The organism is Amycolatopsis sp. NPDC088138 (genome assembly GCF_044741685.1).
GTDB lineage: Bacteria > Actinomycetota > Actinomycetes > Mycobacteriales > Pseudonocardiaceae > Amycolatopsis.
This window is the reverse complement of record NZ_JBIUTB010000004.1, coordinates 582,884-603,843: the sequence shown is the minus strand read 5'-3', so window position 1 is coordinate 603,843 and position 20,960 is coordinate 582,884. Positions and strand designations below refer to the sequence as shown.

The 20,960-nt window shown below is 73.2% G+C and carries 1 protein-coding gene (cut by a window edge); it reads right to left on the bottom strand.

Features of this window, described 5'->3' with window-relative positions:
- On the bottom strand, window positions 1-20,931 hold the beginning of the coding sequence (locus ACIOD2_RS24015) for a type I polyketide synthase (protein WP_400541872.1). It extends 26,322 nt beyond the left edge of the window; the window shows 20,931 of its 47,253 coding nt (coding positions 1-20,931); its start codon is at window positions 20,929-20,931; its stop codon lies beyond the left edge, outside the window.
- Window positions 20,932-20,960 lie beyond the last annotated feature (29 nt).

Sequence of the window (20,960 nt, the reverse complement as noted above, 5' to 3'; positions counted from 1 at the left end):
CGGGGCGATTTCCTGGCCGAGCGCGGACAGCACACCGTCCGGGCCCAGTTCGACGAACGTCGTGACACCGCGGCTTTCCAGCGTGCGTACCGCGTCGAGGAACCGGACGGCGCCGCGGACCTGGTCCACCCAGTAGTCCGGCGACGTCGGGTCGCCATCCACAGTGGACACGATCGGGATGCGCGGTTCGGCGAACGTCAAAGTCTCCGCGACCGCGCGGAACTCCTCGAGCATCGGGTCCATCAGCGGCGAGTGGAACGCGTGGCTCACGGTAAGGCGCTTGGTCTTGCGGTCCGCGAACTGCGCCGCGACCGCCAGCACGGCGTCCTCGTCGCCGGAGACCACAGTGGACATCGGGCCGTTGAGCGCCGCGATGCTCACCGAGTCCGACAGGTGTGGCGTGATCTCGTCCTCGGTCGCCTGGATCGCGACCATCGCGCCGCCGGTCGGCAGTGCCTGCATGAGGCGACCCCGCGCCGACACCAGCTTGACCGCGTCGCCCAGCGAGAACACGCCGGCGACGTGCGCCGCGGCCAGCTCACCGATCGAGTGCCCGGCCACGAAGTCCGGCCGGACGCCGAAGTGCGCGAAGAGGCGGAACAGTGCTACTTCCAGGGCGAACAGCGCCGCCTGGGTGTGCTGGGTCTGGTGCAGCTCGTCGGTGTCAAAGGCCACGTCGAAGTCGAACTCCGCACGGATCTCGTCGAACGCCGTCGCGAAGACCGGGTAGGTCTCGTACAGCTCACGGCCCATGCCGAGGCGCTGGCTGCCCTGGCCGGTGAACAGGAACGCCAGCGAGCCCGGCGACACCGCACCCGTCACGACACCGCCGGATTCCCCGGCGGCCAGCGCGGCCAGGCCGCGCAGCAGCTCGTCGCGGTCCGCACCGGGCACCACCGCACGCAGCGGCATCCGGCTGCGCGTGGTCACCAGCGAGTGGGCGACGTCGAGCGCGTCCTGCTCGGTGGCGACGGCGTGCAGACGCGACGCCTGCTCGCGCAGGGAGTCCGCGTCGCGTGCCGACAGCACGAACGGCGTCGCGATCGCGGGCTTCTCCCCCGTGATCGGCTCGGCGAAGTCCGGGGCCTGCTCGATGATCGTGTGCGCGTTGGTGCCGCTGATGCCGAAGGACGACACCGCGGCACGCCGCGGTCGTCCGGTCTCCGGCCACGGGGTCCGCTCGGTGAGCAGCTCGACCGCACCCGCTTCCCAGTCGACGTGCCGCGAGGGCTCGTCCACGTGCAGGGTGGCCGGCAGCTCACCGTGCCGCATGGCCATGACCATCTTGATGATCCCGGCGACTCCCGCGGCGGCCTGGCTGTGGCCGATGTTGGACTTGATCGAGCCGAGGTACAGCGGGTCACCGGTACGCTCGGCGCCGTAGGTGGCCAGCAGGGCCTGGGCCTCGATCGGGTCGCCCAGGGTGGTGCCCGTGCCGTGCGCCTCGACGGCGTCGACGTCCGAAGTGGACAGTCCGGCCGAGGCAAGGGCCTGGCGGATCACGCGTTGCTGCGACGGGCCGTTCGGGGCGGTCAGGCCGTTCGACGCGCCGTCCTGGTTGATCGCGCTGCCACGGACCACCGCGAGGACCTGGTGGCCGTTGCGGCGGGCGTCGGAAAGTCGTTCCAGCAGCAGGAGACCGGCACCCTCGGACCAGCCGGTGCCGTCCGCCGCCTCGGCGAACGACTTGCAGCGGCCGTCGGCGGCGAGGCCGCGCTGGCGGGAGAAGTCGACGAAGGTCGTCGGCGTCGACATCACCGTGACACCGCCGGCCAGCGCCATTTCGCACTCGCCGTTGCGCAGGGCCTGTGCCGCGAGGTGCAGGGCCACCAGCGAAGACGAGCACGCGGTGTCCACCGTGACGGCCGGGCCTTCGAGCCCGAAGGTGTAGGCCAGCCGTCCGGAAAGGACACTGCCCGCGTTGCCGGTGCCGAGGTAACCCTCGACCTCCTCCGGGATCTCCGGCAGGCGCGCGGCGTAGTCGTGGTACATCAGGCCGGCGAACACGCCGGTCCGGCTGCCCCGCAACGCTTCCGGCGCGATGCCGGCACGTTCGAAGACCTCCCATGACGTCTCGAGCAGCAGCCGCTGCTGCGGGTCCATCGCGAGCGCCTCACGCGGGGAGATGCCGAAGAACTCGGCGTCGAACTCGTCCGCCTCGTGCAGGAAGCCGCCCTCGCGGGCGTAGCTCGTGCCGCTGTGGCCGGGCTCGGGGTGGAACAGTTTCTCCAGGTCCCAGCCGCGGTTGACCGGGAACGGCGAGATCGCGTCGGCGCCGGTCGACACCAGCCGCCACAGGTCCTCCGGTCCGCGGATGCCGCCGGGGTAGCGGCAGCTCATCGCCACGATGGCGATCGGCTCGTCGACGTCCACCGCGCGGACCGGCGCCACCGTGACCGGCTCGGCCGCGCCGAGCAGCTCGGTGCGCAGGTACGCGGCGAGCGTTGTCGCGTTCGGGTAGTCGAACACCAGGGTCGCGGGCAGCCGCAGGCCGGTGGCCGTGTTGAGGCGGTTGCGCAGGTCGACCGAGGTCAGCGAGTCGAAGCCAAGCTCCTTGAACGCCTTCCCGGCGTCCACGGCGTCAGCCGAGTCATAACCAAGGGCGGCCGCGACGGTCTGGCGGACCACGCCGAGCAGGGTGCGCTCGCGTTCCGTTTCGTCCATCGTGGACAGCCGGTCGGCCAGCGCCGAGCCACTCGCGACGGTCTCGGCCGTCACCACCCGGCGGGTGGTGGTCCGGACGAGACCGCGCAGCACGGCGGGCACCGTGGTGCCCGGGTCGCGCAGGGCCGCGGCGTCCATCCGCATCGGGACCAGCGCGGCCTCGCCGGACGCGAGCGCGGCGTCGAACAGCGCGACACCTTCGTCCGCGGTCAGCGCGGCGACGCCGGCACGGTCCATCCGCCGCCGGTCCGCCTCGCCGAGGCCGCCGGCCATGCTGCCGCCGTCGGCCCACAGGCCCCAGCCCAGCGACGTCGCCGGCTGTCCGGCCGCACGCCGGCGCGCGGCCAGGGAGTCGAGGAACACGTTGGCGGCCGCGTAGTTCGCCTGGCCGGCGGCGCCGAACACGCCGGAGGCCGAGGAGAACAGCACGAACGCGGTCAGGTCGGTGGTGAGTTCGTGCAGGTTGAGCGCCGCGTCGACCTTCGGCCGCAGCACGGTGTCGATCCGCTCGGGGGTGAGCGTGCCGACGACGCCGTCGTCCAGCACACCGGCGGTGTGCACGACGGCGGTCAGCGGGTGCTCGGCCGGGATCGCCGCGAGGACCGCGGCGAGGGCGTCGCGGTCGGCGGCGTCACAGGCCGCGAACCGGACTTCGGCGCCCAGTTCGGCGAGTTCCGCGGCCAGGGCGTCCGCCCCTTCGGCGGCGCCACCGCGACGGCTGAGCAGCAGCAGGTGCCGCGCGCCGTGGCGGGTGACCAGGTGGCGGGTGAACAAGGAGCCGAGCGCACCGGTACCGCCGGTGACCAGCACCGTACCGTTGGCGTCCAGAGTGGACTCTTCGGTCACCGGGAGCGCGGCCCGGGCCAGGCGCGGGACGTACGTCTCCCCCGCGCGCAGGGCCAGCTGTGGTTCGCCGGTCGCCAGGGCAGCCGCTACGGCTTCGGCTGAGGTGTCGTCGGTGTCCAGCAGGACCAGGCGGTCCGGGTTCTCGGACTGCGCCGACCGGACCAGGCCCCACACGGTGGAAGCGGCCAGGCCGGGGACGTCGTCCTCGGGCCGGACGGCGACCGCGCCGCGGGTGACCAGCACGAGCTTCGCCTCGTCGGCCCCGTCGATCCACTCCTGGACCAGCGCCAGGGTCCGGTGCGCGGCTTCGTGAGCCCCGGCCGCCGAGTCCTCGGCGTCCACTGTGGTCAGCACGAACTCGGGCCGGGTGTCGCCGAGCCGGTCGAGGTGAACGATCTCGGCCGTCCCGGACGGCTGGACCGAAGTCCACTCCAGGCGGAACATCGACTCGGTCCGGGCGGTGTCGAGCGCATCGGCCGAGACCGGGCGCAGCACGAGAGAATCGACCGTCGCGACCGGCTGACCGGCGGCGTCGAACAGCTCGAGCGAGACGCCGCTGCCGGACGGGGACAGCTTGGCCCGCAGCGCGGACGCGCCCGAAGCGTGCAGGGTGACGCCGGTCCAGGCGAACGGAATGCCCGTGCCCTCACCGGTGAGCCGGCCGCTCAGGCCGATCGCGTGCAGCACCGAGTCGAACAGACCCGGGTGCAACCCGAACGACTCGTCCACTTCGGACTCAAGCGAGACTTCGGCGTAGACGTCGTCACCGAGCTGCCAAGCGGACCGCAGGCCGCGGAACGCCGGGCCGTAACCGAACCCGGCTCCGGCGAGGTCGTCGTAGAGCCGTGACGTCTCCAGCGCCGTGGCGCCGGCCGGTGGCCATTCGGCCAGCTCGGCGGGCGGTGCCGTGACGGTGGTGCCGAGCAGACCGGTGGCGTGTGTCGTCCACGGGTGGCCGAACGTGGTGCCTTCCGGTCGCGAGTGGACGGTCACCTCGCGGCGGCCGTCCGCGGCCGGCTCACCCACGGTGACCTGCAGCTGCACGCCGCAGTCGGCGGGCAGCACCAGCGGCGCCTGCAGGGTGAGCTCTTCGAGGTGGTCACAGCCGACCTGGTCCCCGGCGCGGACGGCCAGTTCGACCAGGCCGGTGCCGGGCACGAGCACGGTGCCGTGCACGGCGTGGTCGGCCAGCCACGGGTGGGTCAGCGTCGACAGCCTGCTGGTGAACAGCACGCCGTCACCACCGGCCAGCGAGACGGCCGCGCCGAGCATCGGGTGCCCGGCCGCGTCCAGGCCCAGCCCGGCGGCGGCGCCCCGGCCCGCCACGGTCGGCGTCGGCCAGAAGCGGGTCCGCTGGAAGGCGTACGTGGGCAGGGTGATCCGGCGCGCGCCGGTGGTCAGCGCGGCCCAGTCGACGTCCGCGCCGTGGGTGTAAACGGTGGCGAGGGCGGTGAGCAGGGTCCGGCGTTCCGGCCGGTCGCCGCGCAGGACGGCGGCGAAGACGGCGGGCTCGTCCAGGCAGTCCTGGCCGAGCGCGGACAGCACACCGTCCGGGCCCAGCTCGACGAACCTGGTCACGCCCTCGGCGGAGAGGGTCCGCATGCCGTCGACGAACCGGACGGCTTCGCGCACGTGCCGCACCCAGTACTCGGCGTCGAACTCGGTCACCAGCTCGCCGGTGACGTTCGAGACGATCGGGATGACCGTCCGGCCGTAGGACAGCGACTCTGCAACGCTGCGGAACTCGTCCAGCATCGGGTCCATCAGCGGCGAGTGGAACGCGTGGCTCACGGTCAGGCGCTTGGTCTTGCGCTCGGTGAACTGCGCGGCGACCGCCAGAACGTCGGCTTCGTGACCCGAGATCACCGTCGAGGTCGGGCCGTTCAGGGCGGCGATGGCCACCCGGTCCGAGAGGTGTGGCGTGATCTCGGCCTCGGTGGCCTGGATCGCCACCATCGCGCCGCCGGTGGGCAGCGCCTGCATCAACCGGCCGCGCGCGGCGACCAGCGTGACGGCGTCGGACAGCGTCAGCACGCCCGAGACGTGGGCGGCGGCCAGCTCGCCGATCGAGTGGCCGACCAGGAAGTCCGGCCGGACGCCCAGGCTCTCCACCAGCCGGAACAGCGCCACCTCGACCGCGAACAGCGCGGCCTGGGTGTAGGCGGTCTGGTCGAGCAGAACCGAGTCCTCGAACACGACTGTCCGGAGTGGACGGTCCAGGTGCGTGTCGAACTCCGCGCACACCGCGTCCAGAGCGTCGGCGAACACCGGGAACGCCGTGTACAGCTCACGGCCCATCCCCGCTCGCTGGCTGCCCTGACCGGTGAACAGCAGCGCGGTCGCGCCGTCGGCGACGACGTCGGTCACCAGCTGCGCGGCGGGTTCACCGCGGCCCAGTGCGCCGAGGGCGGCGAGCAGCTCGGCCCGGTCCCCGGTCAGCACCGCGCGGTGCTCCTGCCGGGCGCGGGAGGTGGCGAGCGAGAAGGCGACGTCGTCGACCTCCCAGTCCGCGCCGTCGAGCCGGGTCTGGAGACGGATCGCCTGGTCACGCAGGGCGTCGGCGTCGCGGGCGGAGAGCACCCACGGTGCCGGCTCGCCGGCGGGCACGCGCTCCGCCTCGACGACCTCGGGCGCCTGCTCGAGGACGACGTGGGCGTTGGTGCCGCTCATGCCGAACGACGACACCGCGGAACGTCGCGGGCGGTCCACCGTCGGCCATGCGCGCGAGTCGGTCAGCAGCTCGACCGCGCCCGCGGCCCAGTCCACCTTGGACGACGGCTCATCGACGTGCAGCGTCTTCGGCAGCAGCCCGTGCTGCATCGCCTGGACCATCTTGATGATCCCGCCGACCCCCGCGGCGGCCTGGGTGTGGCCGATGTTGGACTTGAGCGAGCCCAGCAACAAAGGCTCACCGGTGCGGTCGGCGCCGTAGGTGGCCAGCAGCGCCTGAGCTTCGATCGGGTCACCCAGCGTCGTGCCGGTGCCGTGCCCCTCGACCGCGTCGACGTCCGATGTGGACAGACCGGCGCTGGTCAGCGCCTGCCGGATCACGCGCTGCTGCGCAGGCCCGTTGGGTGCGGTCAGGCCGTTGGACGCGCCGTCCTGGTTGATCGCGCTGCCGCGCACGATCGCCAGGACCGGGTGCCCGTTGCGCCGCGCATCGGACAGCCGCTCCAGCAGGAGCATGCCGACGCCTTCACCCCAGCCCGTGCCGTCGGCGGCCTCGGCGAACGGCTTGCACCGGCCGTCCTCGGCCAGCCCGCGCTGGCGGCTGAACTCGATGAACGCGTTCGGTGTCGACATGACGACAACGCCGCCCGCGAGGGCCAGCGAGCACTCCCCCGCCCGCAGGGCCTGCGCCGCGAGGTGCAGCGCGACCAGCGAAGACGAGCACGCGGTGTCCACTGTGACCGCCGGGCCTTCGAGCCCGAAGGTGTAGGACAGCCGGCCGGAGACGACCGCGGCCGCGTTGCCGGTGGCCAGGTGCCCTTCGAGGCCGGGCTGCCCGGTCAGCAGCGTGCCGTAGTCCTGCAGGTTCGTCCCGGCGAACACGCCGGTCCGGCTGCCGCGCACCGCGTGCGGGTCGATCCCCGCTCGCTCGAAGGCTTCCCAGGTCGTCTCGAGCAGCAGCCGCTGCTGCGGGTCCATGGCGAGGGCTTCACGCGGGCTGATCCCGAAGAATGCCGCGTCGAAGCCGTCGACACCGTCGAGGAACCCGCCGGTGCGGGCGTAGCTGGTGCCGGTGTTGTCCGGGTCCGGGTCGAACAGCGCGCCCAGGTCCCAGCCGCGGTCGGCCGGGAAGTCGCCGACCGCGTCGACGCCGTCGGCGACGAGGCGCCACAGCTCCTCCGGCGACCGGACGCCACCGGGATAACGGCAGCTCATGGCCACGATCGCGATCGGATCGTCGGCCACCACGGACACGATGTCAGTACCCACGGTCTCCTGGCCACCGGTGAGTTCGGTGCGCAGGTGTCCGGCCAGGACGGTCGCGTTCGGGTAGTCGAAGACCAGCGTCGCGGGCAGCCGGATGCCGGTCGCCGCGGTGAGCCGGTTGCGCAGCTCGACGGCGGTCAGCGAGTCGAACCCGAGCTCCTTGAAGGCGCGGCCGGGCACCACCGCGTCGGTGCCGGTGTGGCCGAGGACCGCGGCGGCCTCGGTCCGGACCAGGTCGACGAGCAGGCGGTCCTGCTCGGCCTCCCCCAGCCCGGCCAGGCGGCCGGCCAGCTCGGAGACGTCGGCGGACACGGTGTCCACAGTGGATTCGGCGAGGACACGTCGCACCTCGGGAACGCCGTCGAGCAGCGGCCGCGGCCGGGCCGCGGTGAACGCCGGGGCGAACTTGGCCCAGTCGACGTCGGCGACCACGACGGCGGACTCGTCCGCACCGACCGCGCGGCCGAGCGCGGCGATCGCCGAGGCCGGTGCCAGCGGCTCGAGGCCGCGGCGTCGCAGCTGGTCGATCGCGTCACCGCGGGCGGCCATGCCACCGCCGCCCCACGGGCCCCACGCCACGGCGGTGGCGGCCAGCCCGCGTGCTCGCCGGGCCTGGGCGAGGGCGTCGAGGTAGGCGTTCGCCGCCGCGTAGGCGGCCTGCCCGCCCGAGCCCCAGATGCCCGAGATCGACGAGAAGAGCACAAAAGCGTCCAACTCGGACTCACCGAGCACGGCGTCCAGGTTGGCGGCGCCGGTCACCTTGGCGGACAGCACCTCGGCGAACCCGGTGACGTCCACAGTGTCCAGTGGCGTCGCCCATTCGACACCCGCCGCGTGCACGACGGCGTCGGCCGGGTACTCGGCGACGAGCGTGGCCAGCGCGTCCCGATCGGTGACGTCCAGCGCGGCAATCACGACGTCCACACCGGACTCGGCGAGTTCGTTGCGCAGCGCTTCGGCGCCCGGTGCGGCGAGTCCGGCACGGCTGGTGAGCACCAGCCGTTCCGCACCACCCGCGGCCGCCCAGCGGGCGACTTCCGCACCCAGTGCACCGGTACCTCCGGTGATCAGCACGGTGCCGCGCGGGGTCCACAACGTGCTCCCGGCCGGCAGCGGCGCGGGCACGAGCCGGCGCACGTAGACGCCGGAGCCGCGGACCGCGACCTGGTCTTCGGTGCCGGCCAGGGCGCCGGCGACCCGGGCGAGGGCCCGGTCGTCCAGCTCCGCGGGCAGGTCGAGCAGGCCGCCCCAGCGGTGCGGCAGCTCCAGGCCGGCGACCTGGCCGATGCCCCAGACCAGCGCCTGGGACGCCGAGCCGAGGATGTCGGCGCGGCCGGTCGAGACCGCGCCGCGCGTAACCATCCACAAGGGAGCATCGATCCCGGCTTCGCCCAGCGCACGCACCAGCGTGAGGTTCGCGGCGGCGCCGAGCGTGACGCCCGAGTGCTCGGGGTGCGGCCGGTCGTCGGTGCCGAGCAGCGAGACGACGCCGTCGAACGCGGTGTCCGCGGGAATCTCGCCGCCGGTGACGACGACGTCGGCCCCGGCGCGGGTGAGCGCGCCGCACAGCGGGTGTTCGGCGTCGCCGACGACCAGCCAGGTGCCGCGCAGCACGGGGGCCGCGAGGTCGGTCACCGGCTGCCAGGTGACGCGGTAGCGCCAGCCGTCCACAACGGACTCGACGCGCTGTTGCCGGTGCCAGGCGGAGAGGGCAGGCAGCACGGCGCTGAGCGGCTGGTCGCCGTCCAGGGCCAGGGTGCCGGTGACGGCGGCGAAGTCGGCGTTCTCGACCGCGGTCCAGAACTCGGCTTCGGCCGGGCTCGCCGACCCCGCCGTGACGACGGCGTCCGGCTGCTCCGGCCAGTAACGCCGTCGCTGGAAGGCGTACGTCGGCAGTTCGACGCGCCGCGTCGGGACGCCTGCGAAGACCGATGTCCAGTCGACGTCGGCGCCGTGGACGTGAGCCTCGGTCAGCGCGGTCAGGACCGACACGGTCTCGGCGCGGCCGCCGCGCAGCGCGGCGGTGAAGTCGCCGGTCACGCAGTCCTGGCCCGCCGCCGTGAGCACACCCTCGGGGCCGAGTTCGAGGAACGTGGTCACGCCGCGGGTGGCGAGCGTGTGCATCGCGTCGAGGAACCGGACCGTGCCGCGGACCTGGTCCACCCAGTAACCCGGGTCGGTCAGGCCGGTCGCCAGTTCACCGGACACAGTGGACACAACGGGGATGCTCGGCGCGTGGAAGGTCAGGGTCTCGGCCACCGCGCGGAAGTCGTCGAGCATGGCGTCCATGCGCGGCGAGTGGAACGCGTGGCTCACCGTGAGCCGCTTGGTCTTGCGGTCACTGAACTGCTCGGCAACCGCCAGCACGGCGGCTTCGTCGCCGGAAATCACAGTGGACGCCGGGCCGTTGAGCGCGGCGATGCTCACCAATTCCGACAGGCGTGGCGTGACCTCGTCCTCGGTCGCCTGCAGCGCGACCATCGCGCCACCAGTCGGCAGCGCCTGCATGAGACGGCCACGGGCCGAGACCAGCTTCACCGCGTCCGTCAGCGAGAACACCCCCGCGACGTGCGCGGCGGCCAGCTCGCCGATCGAGTGACCGGCCAGGAAGTCCGGCCGCACCCCCCAGGACTCGAAGAGCCGGAACAGGGCGACTTCCAGCGCGAACAGGTTCGCCTGGGCGTACTGCGTCTGGTCGAGGTCACCGCCGTCGAGGTCGAAGTCGAACGCGGCGCGGATCTCGTCGAACGCGGCCGCGAACACCGGATAGGTCTCGTACAGCTCCCGGCCCATGCCGAGCCGCTGGCTGCCCTGACCGGTGAACAGGAACGCGAGGCCCCCGCCGGTCGCGGTGCCGTGCACACCCTCGCCCCGGGCGACGGCGGCGAGCCCGGCCAGCAGGTCCTCCCGGCTCGTCGCCAGGAATCCGGCACGGTGCTCCAGCGCGGAGCGGGTGACGGCGAGCGCGGCAGCGGCTTCGGCCGGCTCGAATTCGTCGAAGTGCGCGGCCAAACGACGCGCTTGGGCGCGAAGACCGTCTTCGTCCGCACCGGACACCACCACCGGCACGAGCGCGGGCAGCGCTTCCGGCGCGACGATGTCTTCCGAGGGCGGCGCCTGTTCGATGATCGTGTGCGCGTTGGTGCCGCTGAACCCGAACGACGAGACACCGGCACGGCGCGGGCGTCCGGTCTCCGGCCAGGCCGTGGCTTCGGTCAGCAGCCGGACGGTGCCGGCCGACCAGTCGACGTGCGGGGTCGGCTCGTCGACGTGCAGGGTCTGCGGCAGGACGCCGTGACGCATCGCGAGGACCATCTTGATGATCCCGCCGACACCCGCGGCGGCCTGGGTGTGCCCGATGTTCGACTTGACCGAGCCGAGCCAGAGCGGCGTCTCCCGGTCGGTGCCGTACGTGGCGATCAGCGCCTGGGCTTCGATCGGGTCGCCGAGGGTCGTGCCGGTGCCGTGCGCCTCGACGGCGTCGACGTCCGAAGTGGACAGACCCGCGTTGGCCAGCGCCTGGCGGATGACACGCTGCTGGGCCGGGCCGCTGGGGGCGGTGATGCCGTTGGACGCGCCGTCCTGGTTGATCGCGCTGCCGCGCACGACGGCCAGCACCTGGTGGCCGTTGCGCTGGGCGTCGGAAAGCCGTTCCAGCAGCAGCATGCCGGCGCCTTCACCCCAGCCCGTGCCGTCGGCCGCGGCGGCGAACGCCTTGACCCGGCCGTCCTCGGCGAGGCCGCGCTGGCGCGAGAACTCGACGAACGTGGTGGGCGTCGCCATCACGGCGACACCGCCGGCGAGTGCCAGCGAGCACTCACCCGAACGCAGCGACTGCGCGGCGAGGTGCAGCGCGACCAGCGAAGACGAGCACGCGGTGTCGACGGTGACCGCCGGGCCGGTGAAGCCGAAGGTGTAGGACAGCCGGCCGGACACCACACTGCCCGCGTTGCCGGTGGCCAGGTAACCCTCGACGTCCTCGCCGGAGCTCTGCAGGAGCGTGGCGTAGTCCTGGCTGTTGGTCCCGGCGAACACGCCGATTTCCTGGCCACGCACCGACTTCGGGTCGATGCCGGCGCGCTCGAAGGCCTCCCACGACGTCTCCAGCAGCAGCCGCTGCTGCGGGTCCATGCCCAGCGCCTCGCGCGGCGAGATGCCGAAGAACCCGGCGTCGAAGTCGGCGACTTCGTAGAGGAACGCGCCGTGCCGCGCGGCGGAGGCGCCCAGGCCGCCGCCGAACAGCGCGTCGAAGTCCCAGCCGCGGTCGCCGGGCAGTTCGGAGACGGCGTCGCGGCCGTCGACGATCATCCGCCAGAGGTCCTCGGGCGAGTGGATGCCGCCGGGGTAGCGGCAGCTCATCGCGACGATGGCGATCGGGTCGTCGTCCTCGGCCGCGTGCGCCCGCACGACCTCCCCGGCGGTCTCGCCGGACAGCTCCGCACACAGGTGCTCGGCCAGCGCGGTCGGTGTCGGGTGGTCGTAAACGAGGGTCGAGGGCAGGGTCAGGCCGGTGGCCGCGGTGAGGCGGTTGCGCAGCTCGACCGCGGTGAGCGAGTCGAAACCCAGCTCGGTGAACGCCTTGTTCTCGGGGACGTCGGCGATCCCGGCGTGGCCGAGCACCGCCGCGACACCGCCGCGGACGAAGTCGACGACCAGCAGCCGCCGTTCGGTTTCGGGCAGCCCGGCGATCCGCTCGGCGAGCGATTCGGGTCGCGCGTCGTCCACTGTGGACTTGAGCGCACGGACCTCCGGGAGGTCACCGATGAGCGGGCTCGGCCGCGCGGCGGTGAAGCCGGGGGCGAACTTCGCCCAGTCGACATCGACGACGCAGACCGTCGCCGCGTCCGAGGCGACCGCACGGTCCAAAGCGGACAGGGCCAGCTCCGGGTCCATCTGCGGGACACCGCCGCGGCGCAGGCGTTCGCTGACGCCGTCGTCGGTGGCCATGCCGCTGCCCGCCCAGGCACCCCAGGCGATGGACGTCGCGGGCAGGCCGTCGGCGCGACGGCGTTCGGCGAGGGCGTCGAGCCCGGCGTTGGCCGCGGCGTAGTTGCCCTGGCCGGCCGCGCCGAACACCCCGGCGGTCGAGGAGAACAGCACGAACGCGGTGACGGGCAGGTCGCGGGTGAGCGCGTCGAGGTGCCCGGCGGCGGTGACCTTGGCCCGCGCGACCGTGGCGAACCGGTCGGCGTCGAGCGAGTCGACCACACCGTCGTCGAGCACGCCGGCGGTGTGGACCACCGTGGTCAGCGGGTGCTCGGCCGGGATGGCGGCGACGACCACGGCGAGGGCGTCACGGTCGGCCGCGTCGCAGGCGGTGATGGTGACGGAGACGCCGAGCGCGGTCAGTTCGTCTCGCAGGTCGGCGGCACCGGGTGCGTCGAGGCCGCGACGGCTGGTCAGCACCAGGTGCTCAACGCCGCGTCCGGCCAGGTGGCGGGCCACGCGGGCGCCGAGCGCGCCGGTGCCGCCGGTGATCAGCGCGGTGCCCGTGGGCTGCCAGTCGGCGGCCGGAGCATCGGTCGAGCGGACGATCCGGTGCCCGAAGACGCCGTGGTCCCGGACCGCGACCTGGTCTTCGTCGTGCCCGCCGGCCAGCACCGCGGCCAGCCGGGTGCCGGTCCGCGCGTCGAGCCGTTCGGGCAGGTCGAGCAGGCCGGCCCAGCGCTGCGGCTGCTCCAGCGCGGCGACCCGGCCGAGGCCCCAGACCTGCGCCTGGTCGGCGTCACGCAGGGCTTCGCCGCAGGTGACGGCCCCGGACGTGACGGTCCAGAGCCGCAGGTCGGAGCCCGCCTCGGCGAGCGCCCGCAGGGCGACGACCGTGTCCGGCAGACCGGCGTCACCCAGGGCCAGCAGGGAAAGCACCCCGGCGGCCGGGGCTTCGGCGAGCGCGACGCGGATCTGCGTCGCCAGCGCGTCACGGTCGGTCACCACGATCCGGCGCACGGTCGAGCCGTTCGCGGTCAGCGCGGAATCGACGTCGTCGACCAGGTCGTGCCCGGTCTCGGGGGTCAGCAGCAGCCAGTCGCCGGTGAGACGGCCGTCGAGGTTCAGCGGGGCCCAGTCCGTGCCGTAGCGCCAGTTGTCCACTGTGGACGCGGCGAGGCGGCGACGGCGCCAGCCCGCCAGCGACGGGACGAGGTCGGTCAGCGCGTCGGCGGGCAGGTCGAGGGTGTCCGAGACGGTGTTGAGGTCACCGGACTCGATCGCGGCCCAGAACCCGGCCTCGATCGGATCGACGACCGCCTCGACGGCACGCTCACGCGGCCAGAAGCGCCGGTGCTGGAACGGGTAGGTGGGCAGTTCGACGCGGGTGCCGGCGCCGCCGAGGACGGCGTCCCAGCTGACCGCCACACCGCGGACGTACGCCTGGGCCAGCGCCGTGACGGCGGCCTGCGGCTCGGGGCGTCCCCGGCGGGTGGCCGCGGCGAAGGTACCGCCGGACACGCAGTCCTGGGCCATCGCGGACAGCACGCCGTCCGGGCCCAGCTCGACGTAGGTCGTGACACCGGCGGCTTCGAGGGTGCGCATCCCGTCGAGGAAACGGACCGCGTCGCGGACGTGCCGGACCCAGTAGTCGGCGTCGAACTCGGTGACCAGTTCGCCGGTGACGTTCGAGACGATCGGGATAACCGGCGGACGGTAAGACAGTGTTTCGGCGATCTCGCGGAACTCGGCCAGCATCGGGTCCATCAGCGGCGAGTGGAACGCGTGGCTCACGGTGAGGCGCTTGGTCTTGCGGTCGGCGAAGTGCGCCGCCACGGCGAGCACCTCGGACTCGTCACCCGAGATGACCGTCGACATCGGACCGTTGAGGGCAGCGATGGCCGCCCGGTCCGACAGGTGTGGCGTGACCTCGGCCTCGGTGGCCTGGATCGCCACCATCGCACCACCGGACGGCAGCGCCTGCATGAGACGTCCGCGTGCCGCGACCAGCTTGACGGCGTCGGCCAGCGACAGGACGTTCGAGACGTGTGCGGCCGCCAGCTCGCCGATCGAGTGGCCGACCAGGTAGTCGGGTGTCACGCCCCAGTGCTCGAAGAGCCGGTAAAGCGCTACTTCCAGCGCGAACAGCGCGGCCTGGGTGTAGCTCGTCTGGTCCAGCAGGGCTGAATCGGGCGACCCGGCGTCGGCGAACATGACCATCCGCAGCGGCCGGTCCAGGTGCGCCTCGAACCCGGCGCAGACCTCGTCCATGGCGTCGGCGAACACACCGAACGCGTCGTACAGCTCACGCCCCATCCCGGCGCGCTGGCTGCCCTGCCCGCTGAACAGGAACGCCGACGCTCCGGCCGTGGCCGTGCCGGAAATCCCGGCTCCGGCGGCCAGCGCGGCCAGGCCGTCGAGCAGCTCATCCCGGTCCGCACCGGCGACAACCCCGCGGTGCTCGAACCGCGCTCGCGTGGTCAGCGACACGGCGACGTCCGCCGGCACGACGTCCGGGTGTTCGGCCAGGTGCGTGTGCAGCCGCCCGGCCAGCGCGTACAGCGCGTCCTCGGTCTTGGCCGAGAGGGTGAGCGGCACGATCGACGGCGCCGCGATGTCCTCGCCCACCTCCGGCTCGTCGGCCTGCTCGAGGATGACGTGCGCGTTCGTCCCGCTGATGCCGAACGACGAGACACCCGCACGGCGGGGCCGTCCGGTCTCCGGCCACGGCGTGGCCTCGGTGAGCAGCGCGACCGTGCCTTCGCTCCAGTCGATGTGCGGCGACGGCTCGTCCGCGTGCAGGGTCTGTGGGAGCAGGCCGTGGCGCATCGCCAGGACCATCTTGATCACGCCGGCGACCCCCGCGGCGGCCTGCGTGTGGCCGATGTTGGACTTGATCGAGCCGAGCCACAGCGGGTCGCCCGCACGCTCGGCGCCGTAGGTGGCGATCAGGGCTTGCGCCTCGATCGGATCACCCAGCGACGTGCCGGTGCCGTGCGCCTCGACGGCGTCCACATCGGACGGTGCGAGCCCGGCGCCGGTCAGTGCCTGGCGGATGACCCGCTGCTGCGAGGGGCCATTGGGGGCGGTGAGGCCGTTGGACGCGCCGTCCTGGTTGACCGCGCTGCCGCGGACCACGGCGAGCACCGGGTGGCCGTGGCGGCGGGCGTCCGACAGGCGCTCCAGCACGAGCATGCCGACACCCTCGCCGGAACCGAAGCCGTCGGCGGCCGCGCCGAACGCCTTGCACCGGCCGTCGGCGGCCAGGCCGCGCTGGCGGCTGAACTCGACCAGCATCTCCGGCGTCGACATCACGACGACACCGCCGGTGAGCGCCATCTCGCACTCGCCGTTGCGCAGCGCCTGAGCGGCGAGGTGCAGGGCGACCAAAGAGGACGAACAAGCAGTGTCCACAGTGACCGCGGGGCCTTCGAGGCCCAGGGTGTAGGAGATCCGGCCCGACGCGACACTCGCGGTGTTGCCGGTGCCGAAGTAGCCCTCGACGTCCTCGTCGGACGCGTGCAGCCGGGTGCCGTAGTCGTGGTAGGTCAGGCCGACGAACACACCCGACCGGCTGCCCCGCAGCGTCGCGGGGTCGATTCCGGCGCGCTCGACCGCCTCCCAGGACGTCTCCAGCAGCAGCCGCTGCTGCGGGTCCATCGCCATCGCCTCGCGCGGGCTGATCCCGAAGAACGCGGGGTCGAAGTCGGCGGCGCCGTCGAGGAAACCGCCCTCGCGGACGTAGCTGGTGCCGGCCGCGTCGGGGTCGGCGTTGTACAGGGCGGCCAGGTCCCAGCCGCGGTCGGCCGGGAACGGCCCGATGGCGTCACCGCCGCCGGAGACCAGGTTCCACAGGTCGTCCGGGTTGCGGACGCCGCCGGGAAACCGGCAGCTCATCGCCACGATGGCGATCGGCTCGTCGGTCGTGGTGGCCACGGCCACCGCAGTGGTCGGCGCGGGGGCGGCACCGGCCAGTTCGCCGCGGATGTGACGGGCCAGGACGTCGGCCGTCGGGTAGTCGAACACCAGGGTCGCGGGCAGCTTCAGCCCGGTGGCCGCGGTCATCCGGTTGCGGAAGTCGACCGCGGTCAGCGAGTCGAACCCGAGGTCGCGGAAGGCGAGCCCGGCGTCGATCGTGTCGGCGGACGCGTGCCCGAGCACGCCGGCCGCCTGGCCGAGCACGACCTCGAGCACGGCCGTGTGCTGGTCCTTTTCGGACAGTCCGGCGATGCGCGCGGCCAGCCCGGTCGGAGCTTCGGCCGCGAGGGCCGGCTTGGCGGCCAGGATCGCGGCCGCTTCCGGGATCTCGCTGATCAGCGGCCGGGCGCGGCCGGCGCTGAACGCGGGCACGAACTTGTCCCAGTCGATGTTCGCGATGGCCAGGAACGTGTCGTCGTGGTCGAGCGCCTGCTGGACGGCGCCGATCGCGACGTCCGGCGCCATGTCCGCGCTACCGCGGCGGCGCAGGACCTCTTCGACGACACCTTCGGCCATACCGCCGCCGGACCAGTGGCCCCAGGCCAGTGACGTCGCGGGCAGGCCGAGCGCACGCCGCCGCTCGGCGAGCGCGTCGAGGAAAGCGTTACCCGGCGCGTAGTTGCCCTGCCCGGCCAGGCCGAACGTGCCGGCGAACGAGGAGAACAGGACGAACGCGGACAGGTCGAGGTCGCGGGTCAGCTCGTCGAGGTTGACCGCGGCGGTGACCTTGACGCGCAGGGTGCGCTCGTACTGCTCGACGGTCAGCTCGTCCAGGATGTTGTCGTCGAGCACGGCTGCGGTGTGGACCACCGCGGTGAGGTCAGGCACGGATCCGATCAAGGCGGCCAGCGCGTCGCGGTCGGCGACGTCGCAGGCCGCGGTGGTGACCCGGGCACCGAGCGCGACGAGTTCGGCTTCCAGTTCCGGCGCGCCTGGGGCGTCGAGGCCCCGGCGGCTGGTCAGCAGGATGTGCTCGGCCCCGGCCCCGGCGAGCCAGCGGGCGACGTGCCCGCCGAGCGCCCCGGTCCCGCCGGTGACCAGCACCGTTCCTTCGGGACGCCACTGCCGCGTGGCCGGCGGCCGGGCGTGGCTCGGGTCGCGGACGAGCCGGCGCGCGAACGCCCCGGCCGCGCGCAGCGCGATCTGGTCCTCACCGTCGCTCGCGGCGAGCACCCCGGCGAGGCCGCGCAGGTCGGTGGCCCCGGCCAGGTCGGCGAGGCCGCCCCAGCGCTGGGGGTGTTCCTGGGCGACCACCCGGCCGAGGCCCCACAGCAGAGCCTGGTGCGGGTGCGTCAGGGCGTCCGCCGGGTCGACCGAGACCGCGCCGTGCGTGGTGATCCACAGTGGAGCGTCGATCCCGGCGTCGCCGAGGGCCTGGACGAGGGTCAGCGTGCCGGCCACGAACGCGGGCACGGCGGGGTACTCGGGGTGCGGCCGGTCGTCGGCCGCGAGGAACGAGACGACACCGGACGGCACTGCGTCCGGGCAGGCGTCGCGCAGCAGCTCGGCCAGCGTGGCTCGGTCGATCGTGGCGGCGTCGACGACCACCGGCACGACCGTGGTGCCTTCGAGCGCGGGGATTTCGCCGGTCTCCGGGACGACGATGATCCAGATCCCGTTCGGGGTGGTTCTGCGCTCCGGCAACGGCTTCCAGGTGACACGATAGCGCCACGAGTCCAGTTCGGAGCGCTCCTGCTCCTGGCGCCGCCAGGACGACAAGGCGGGCAGAAGTGCCCCGACGGCGCCGTCGTCCACGGCGAGGGTCCGCGCGAGCGCGTCGACGTCGCCGGAGTCCACCGCGGACCAGAACCGGGCTTCGGGTTCGGAGACGGTGACCGGCGCAACGGCGTCCGGGTCCTCCTCCAGCCAGAACCGCTCACGCTGGAACGGGTAGGTCGGCAGGTCGTGCTCCGGCGCGGGCAGCACGCCGAACGTGTGCGCCCAGTCGGGCGTCGCGCCGTGCACGTGGGCCTGCGTCAGCGCGCCGAGGAACTGGTCCGCGCCGCCTTCGTTGCGGCGCAGCGTGCCGACGGCCGTCGCGTCCGCGCCGAGGTCGTCGACGGTGTCCTGTACACCGACGGTCAGCACCGGGTGCGGGCTGCACTCGACGAACACCGAGTGCCCGCGGGCGATGAGTTCCCGGGTGACCGGCTCGAACCGGACGGTGTTGCGGAGGTTCTCGTACCAGTACCGGGCGTCCAGTCCGGTGGTGTCGATCGGCTCGCCGGTCACCGTCGAGTAGAACGGCACGTCGGCCTGACGAGGCTGGATCGGCGCGAGCAGGTCGAGGAGTTCGGTTTCCAGGGATTCGACGTGTGCGGAGTGCGACGCGTAGTCGACCGGAATCTTCTTGGCTCGGACGTCGCGTTCAGTGCAGTGCGCGACGAGTTCGTCCACCGCGTCCGCGTCGCCGGAGACGACGGTGGAGCGCGGGCCGTTGACCGCGGCCACCGACAGGCGCCCGTCCCAGGCCGCGACCAGCTCGACGACGGCGTCGTGCCCGAGCGGCACCGACACCATGCCGCCCCGGCCGGCCAGTGCGAGGATCGCCTTGCTGCGCAACGCGACAACCAGCGCGCCGTCCTCAAGCGACAGTCCGCCGGAGACGACCGCGGCCGCGATCTCACCCTGCGAGTGCCCGACGACGGCGGACGGCTCGACACCGTGCGCACGCCACAGCGCGGCCAGCGAAACCATGACCGCCCAGAGCACCGGCTGGACGACGTCCACCCGGTCGAACCCCGGCGCACCCTCCACGCCCCGGAGGACGTCGAGCAGCGACCAGTCCACATGGGACGACAGCGCCGCCGCGCATTCCTCGATCCGCGCGGCGAACACCGGCGACGCGTCGATCAGCTCGACGGCCATGCCGACCCACTGCGAGCCCTGACCGGGGAAGACGAAGACGGACTTGACGTCACCGCGCGCGGTCCCGGTGCCCAGCTCGCCGCGAGCGGCCGCGTCGAGGGCGGTAAGCGCTTCCTGGTGGTCGGCCGCCAGGAACGCGGACCGGTGTTCCAGGGCGGCCCGCGAGACGGCGAGCGCCCGGCCCACCGACGTCAGGTCGGCGTCCGGGTAGCGGGCCAGGTAGGTGCGCAGCTGCGCGGCCTGCTCGGCCAGCGCGGCGGGGGTACGGCCGGACAGCACCAGTGGCACGGCACCGCCGACGAGACCCGGCTCGGCGGACACCGGCTCGGCCTCCGGCGCCTGCTCCAGGATGATGTGCGCGTTCGTGCCGCTGACGCCGAACGCGGAGACCGCACCGCGGCGGGCGCGTCCGGTCTCCGGCCACGGCGTCCGCTCGGTGAGCAGCGACACCGCGCCCGAGTTCCAGTCCACGTGGGACGACGGCTGGTCGACGTGCAGGGTCTGCGGGAGCACGCCGTGTTCGAGGGCCTTGACCATCTTGATGATGCCGGCCACGCCGGCGGCGGCCTGGGTGTGCCCGATGTTCGACTTCACCGAGCCGAGCCACAGCGGGTCGCCCGGCCGGTCCTGGCCGTAGGTGGCCAGCAGGGCCTGCGCCTCGATCGGGTCACCGAGCACCGTGCCGGTGCCGTGCGCCTCGACGGTGTCCACATCGGACGGACGCAGCTTCGCGTTGCCCAGCGCCTGGCGGATCACGCGCTGCTGCGACGGGCCGTTCGGCGCGGTCAGGCCGTTGGACGCGCCGTCCTGGTTGATCGCGCTGCCGCGGATCACCGCGAGCACGGGGTGGCCGAGCCGCTGGGCGTCCGAGAGCCGCTCGACGAGCAGCATGCCGACACCCTCGCCCCAGCCGGTGCCGTCGGCGCCCTCGGCGAACGCCTTGCACCGGCCGTCCGGGGAAAGCCCGCGCTGGCGGGAGAACTCGACGAACGCCCGCGGCGTCGACATCACCGTGACGCCACCGGCCAGCGCCAGCGAGCACTCGCCGGTGCGCAGCGCCTGGACCGCGAGGTGCAGCGCCACCAGCGACGCCGAGCACGCGGTGTCGATCGTCATCGCCGGACCCTCGAGCCCGAAGCTGTAAGCGAGCCGGCCGGAGACCACCGCGGCCGAGTTGCCGGTGGCCAGGTAGCCCTCGATCTCGTCGGCGACGCTGTCGACGATGCCCGCGTAGTCCTGGCCGTTGGTGCCCACGAAGACCCCGGCCCGGCTGCCGCGCACGCTGTCCGGATCCACCCCGGCGCGCTCGAACGCCTCCCACGAAAGCTCGAGCAGCAGCCGTTGCTGCGGGTCCATCGCCACGGCTTCCCGCGGTGACACCCCGAAGAACCCGGCGTCGAAGCGGTCCGCGCCGGAGATGAACCCGCCCTCGCGGACGTAGCAGGTGCCCGCGTGGTCGGGGTCCGGGTGGTACAGCCCGGGCAGGTCCCAGCCGCGGTCGGCCGGGAACCCGCCGATCGCGTCGCCGCCGGTGTCCAGCAGCTCCCACAGGTCCTCGGGGCTGCGGACACCGCCGGGGAACCGGCAGCTCATCCCGACGATCGCGATCGGTTCCCTGGCCTTCTCGTCGGCCAGCCGCAAGCGGTCCTGCGCCTCTTGCAGGTCACGGGTGACCCGCTTGAGGTATTCGCGCAGCTTCTGCTCGTTCGCCATGTTCAGTCCTGTCGCAGTTCGTGGGTACG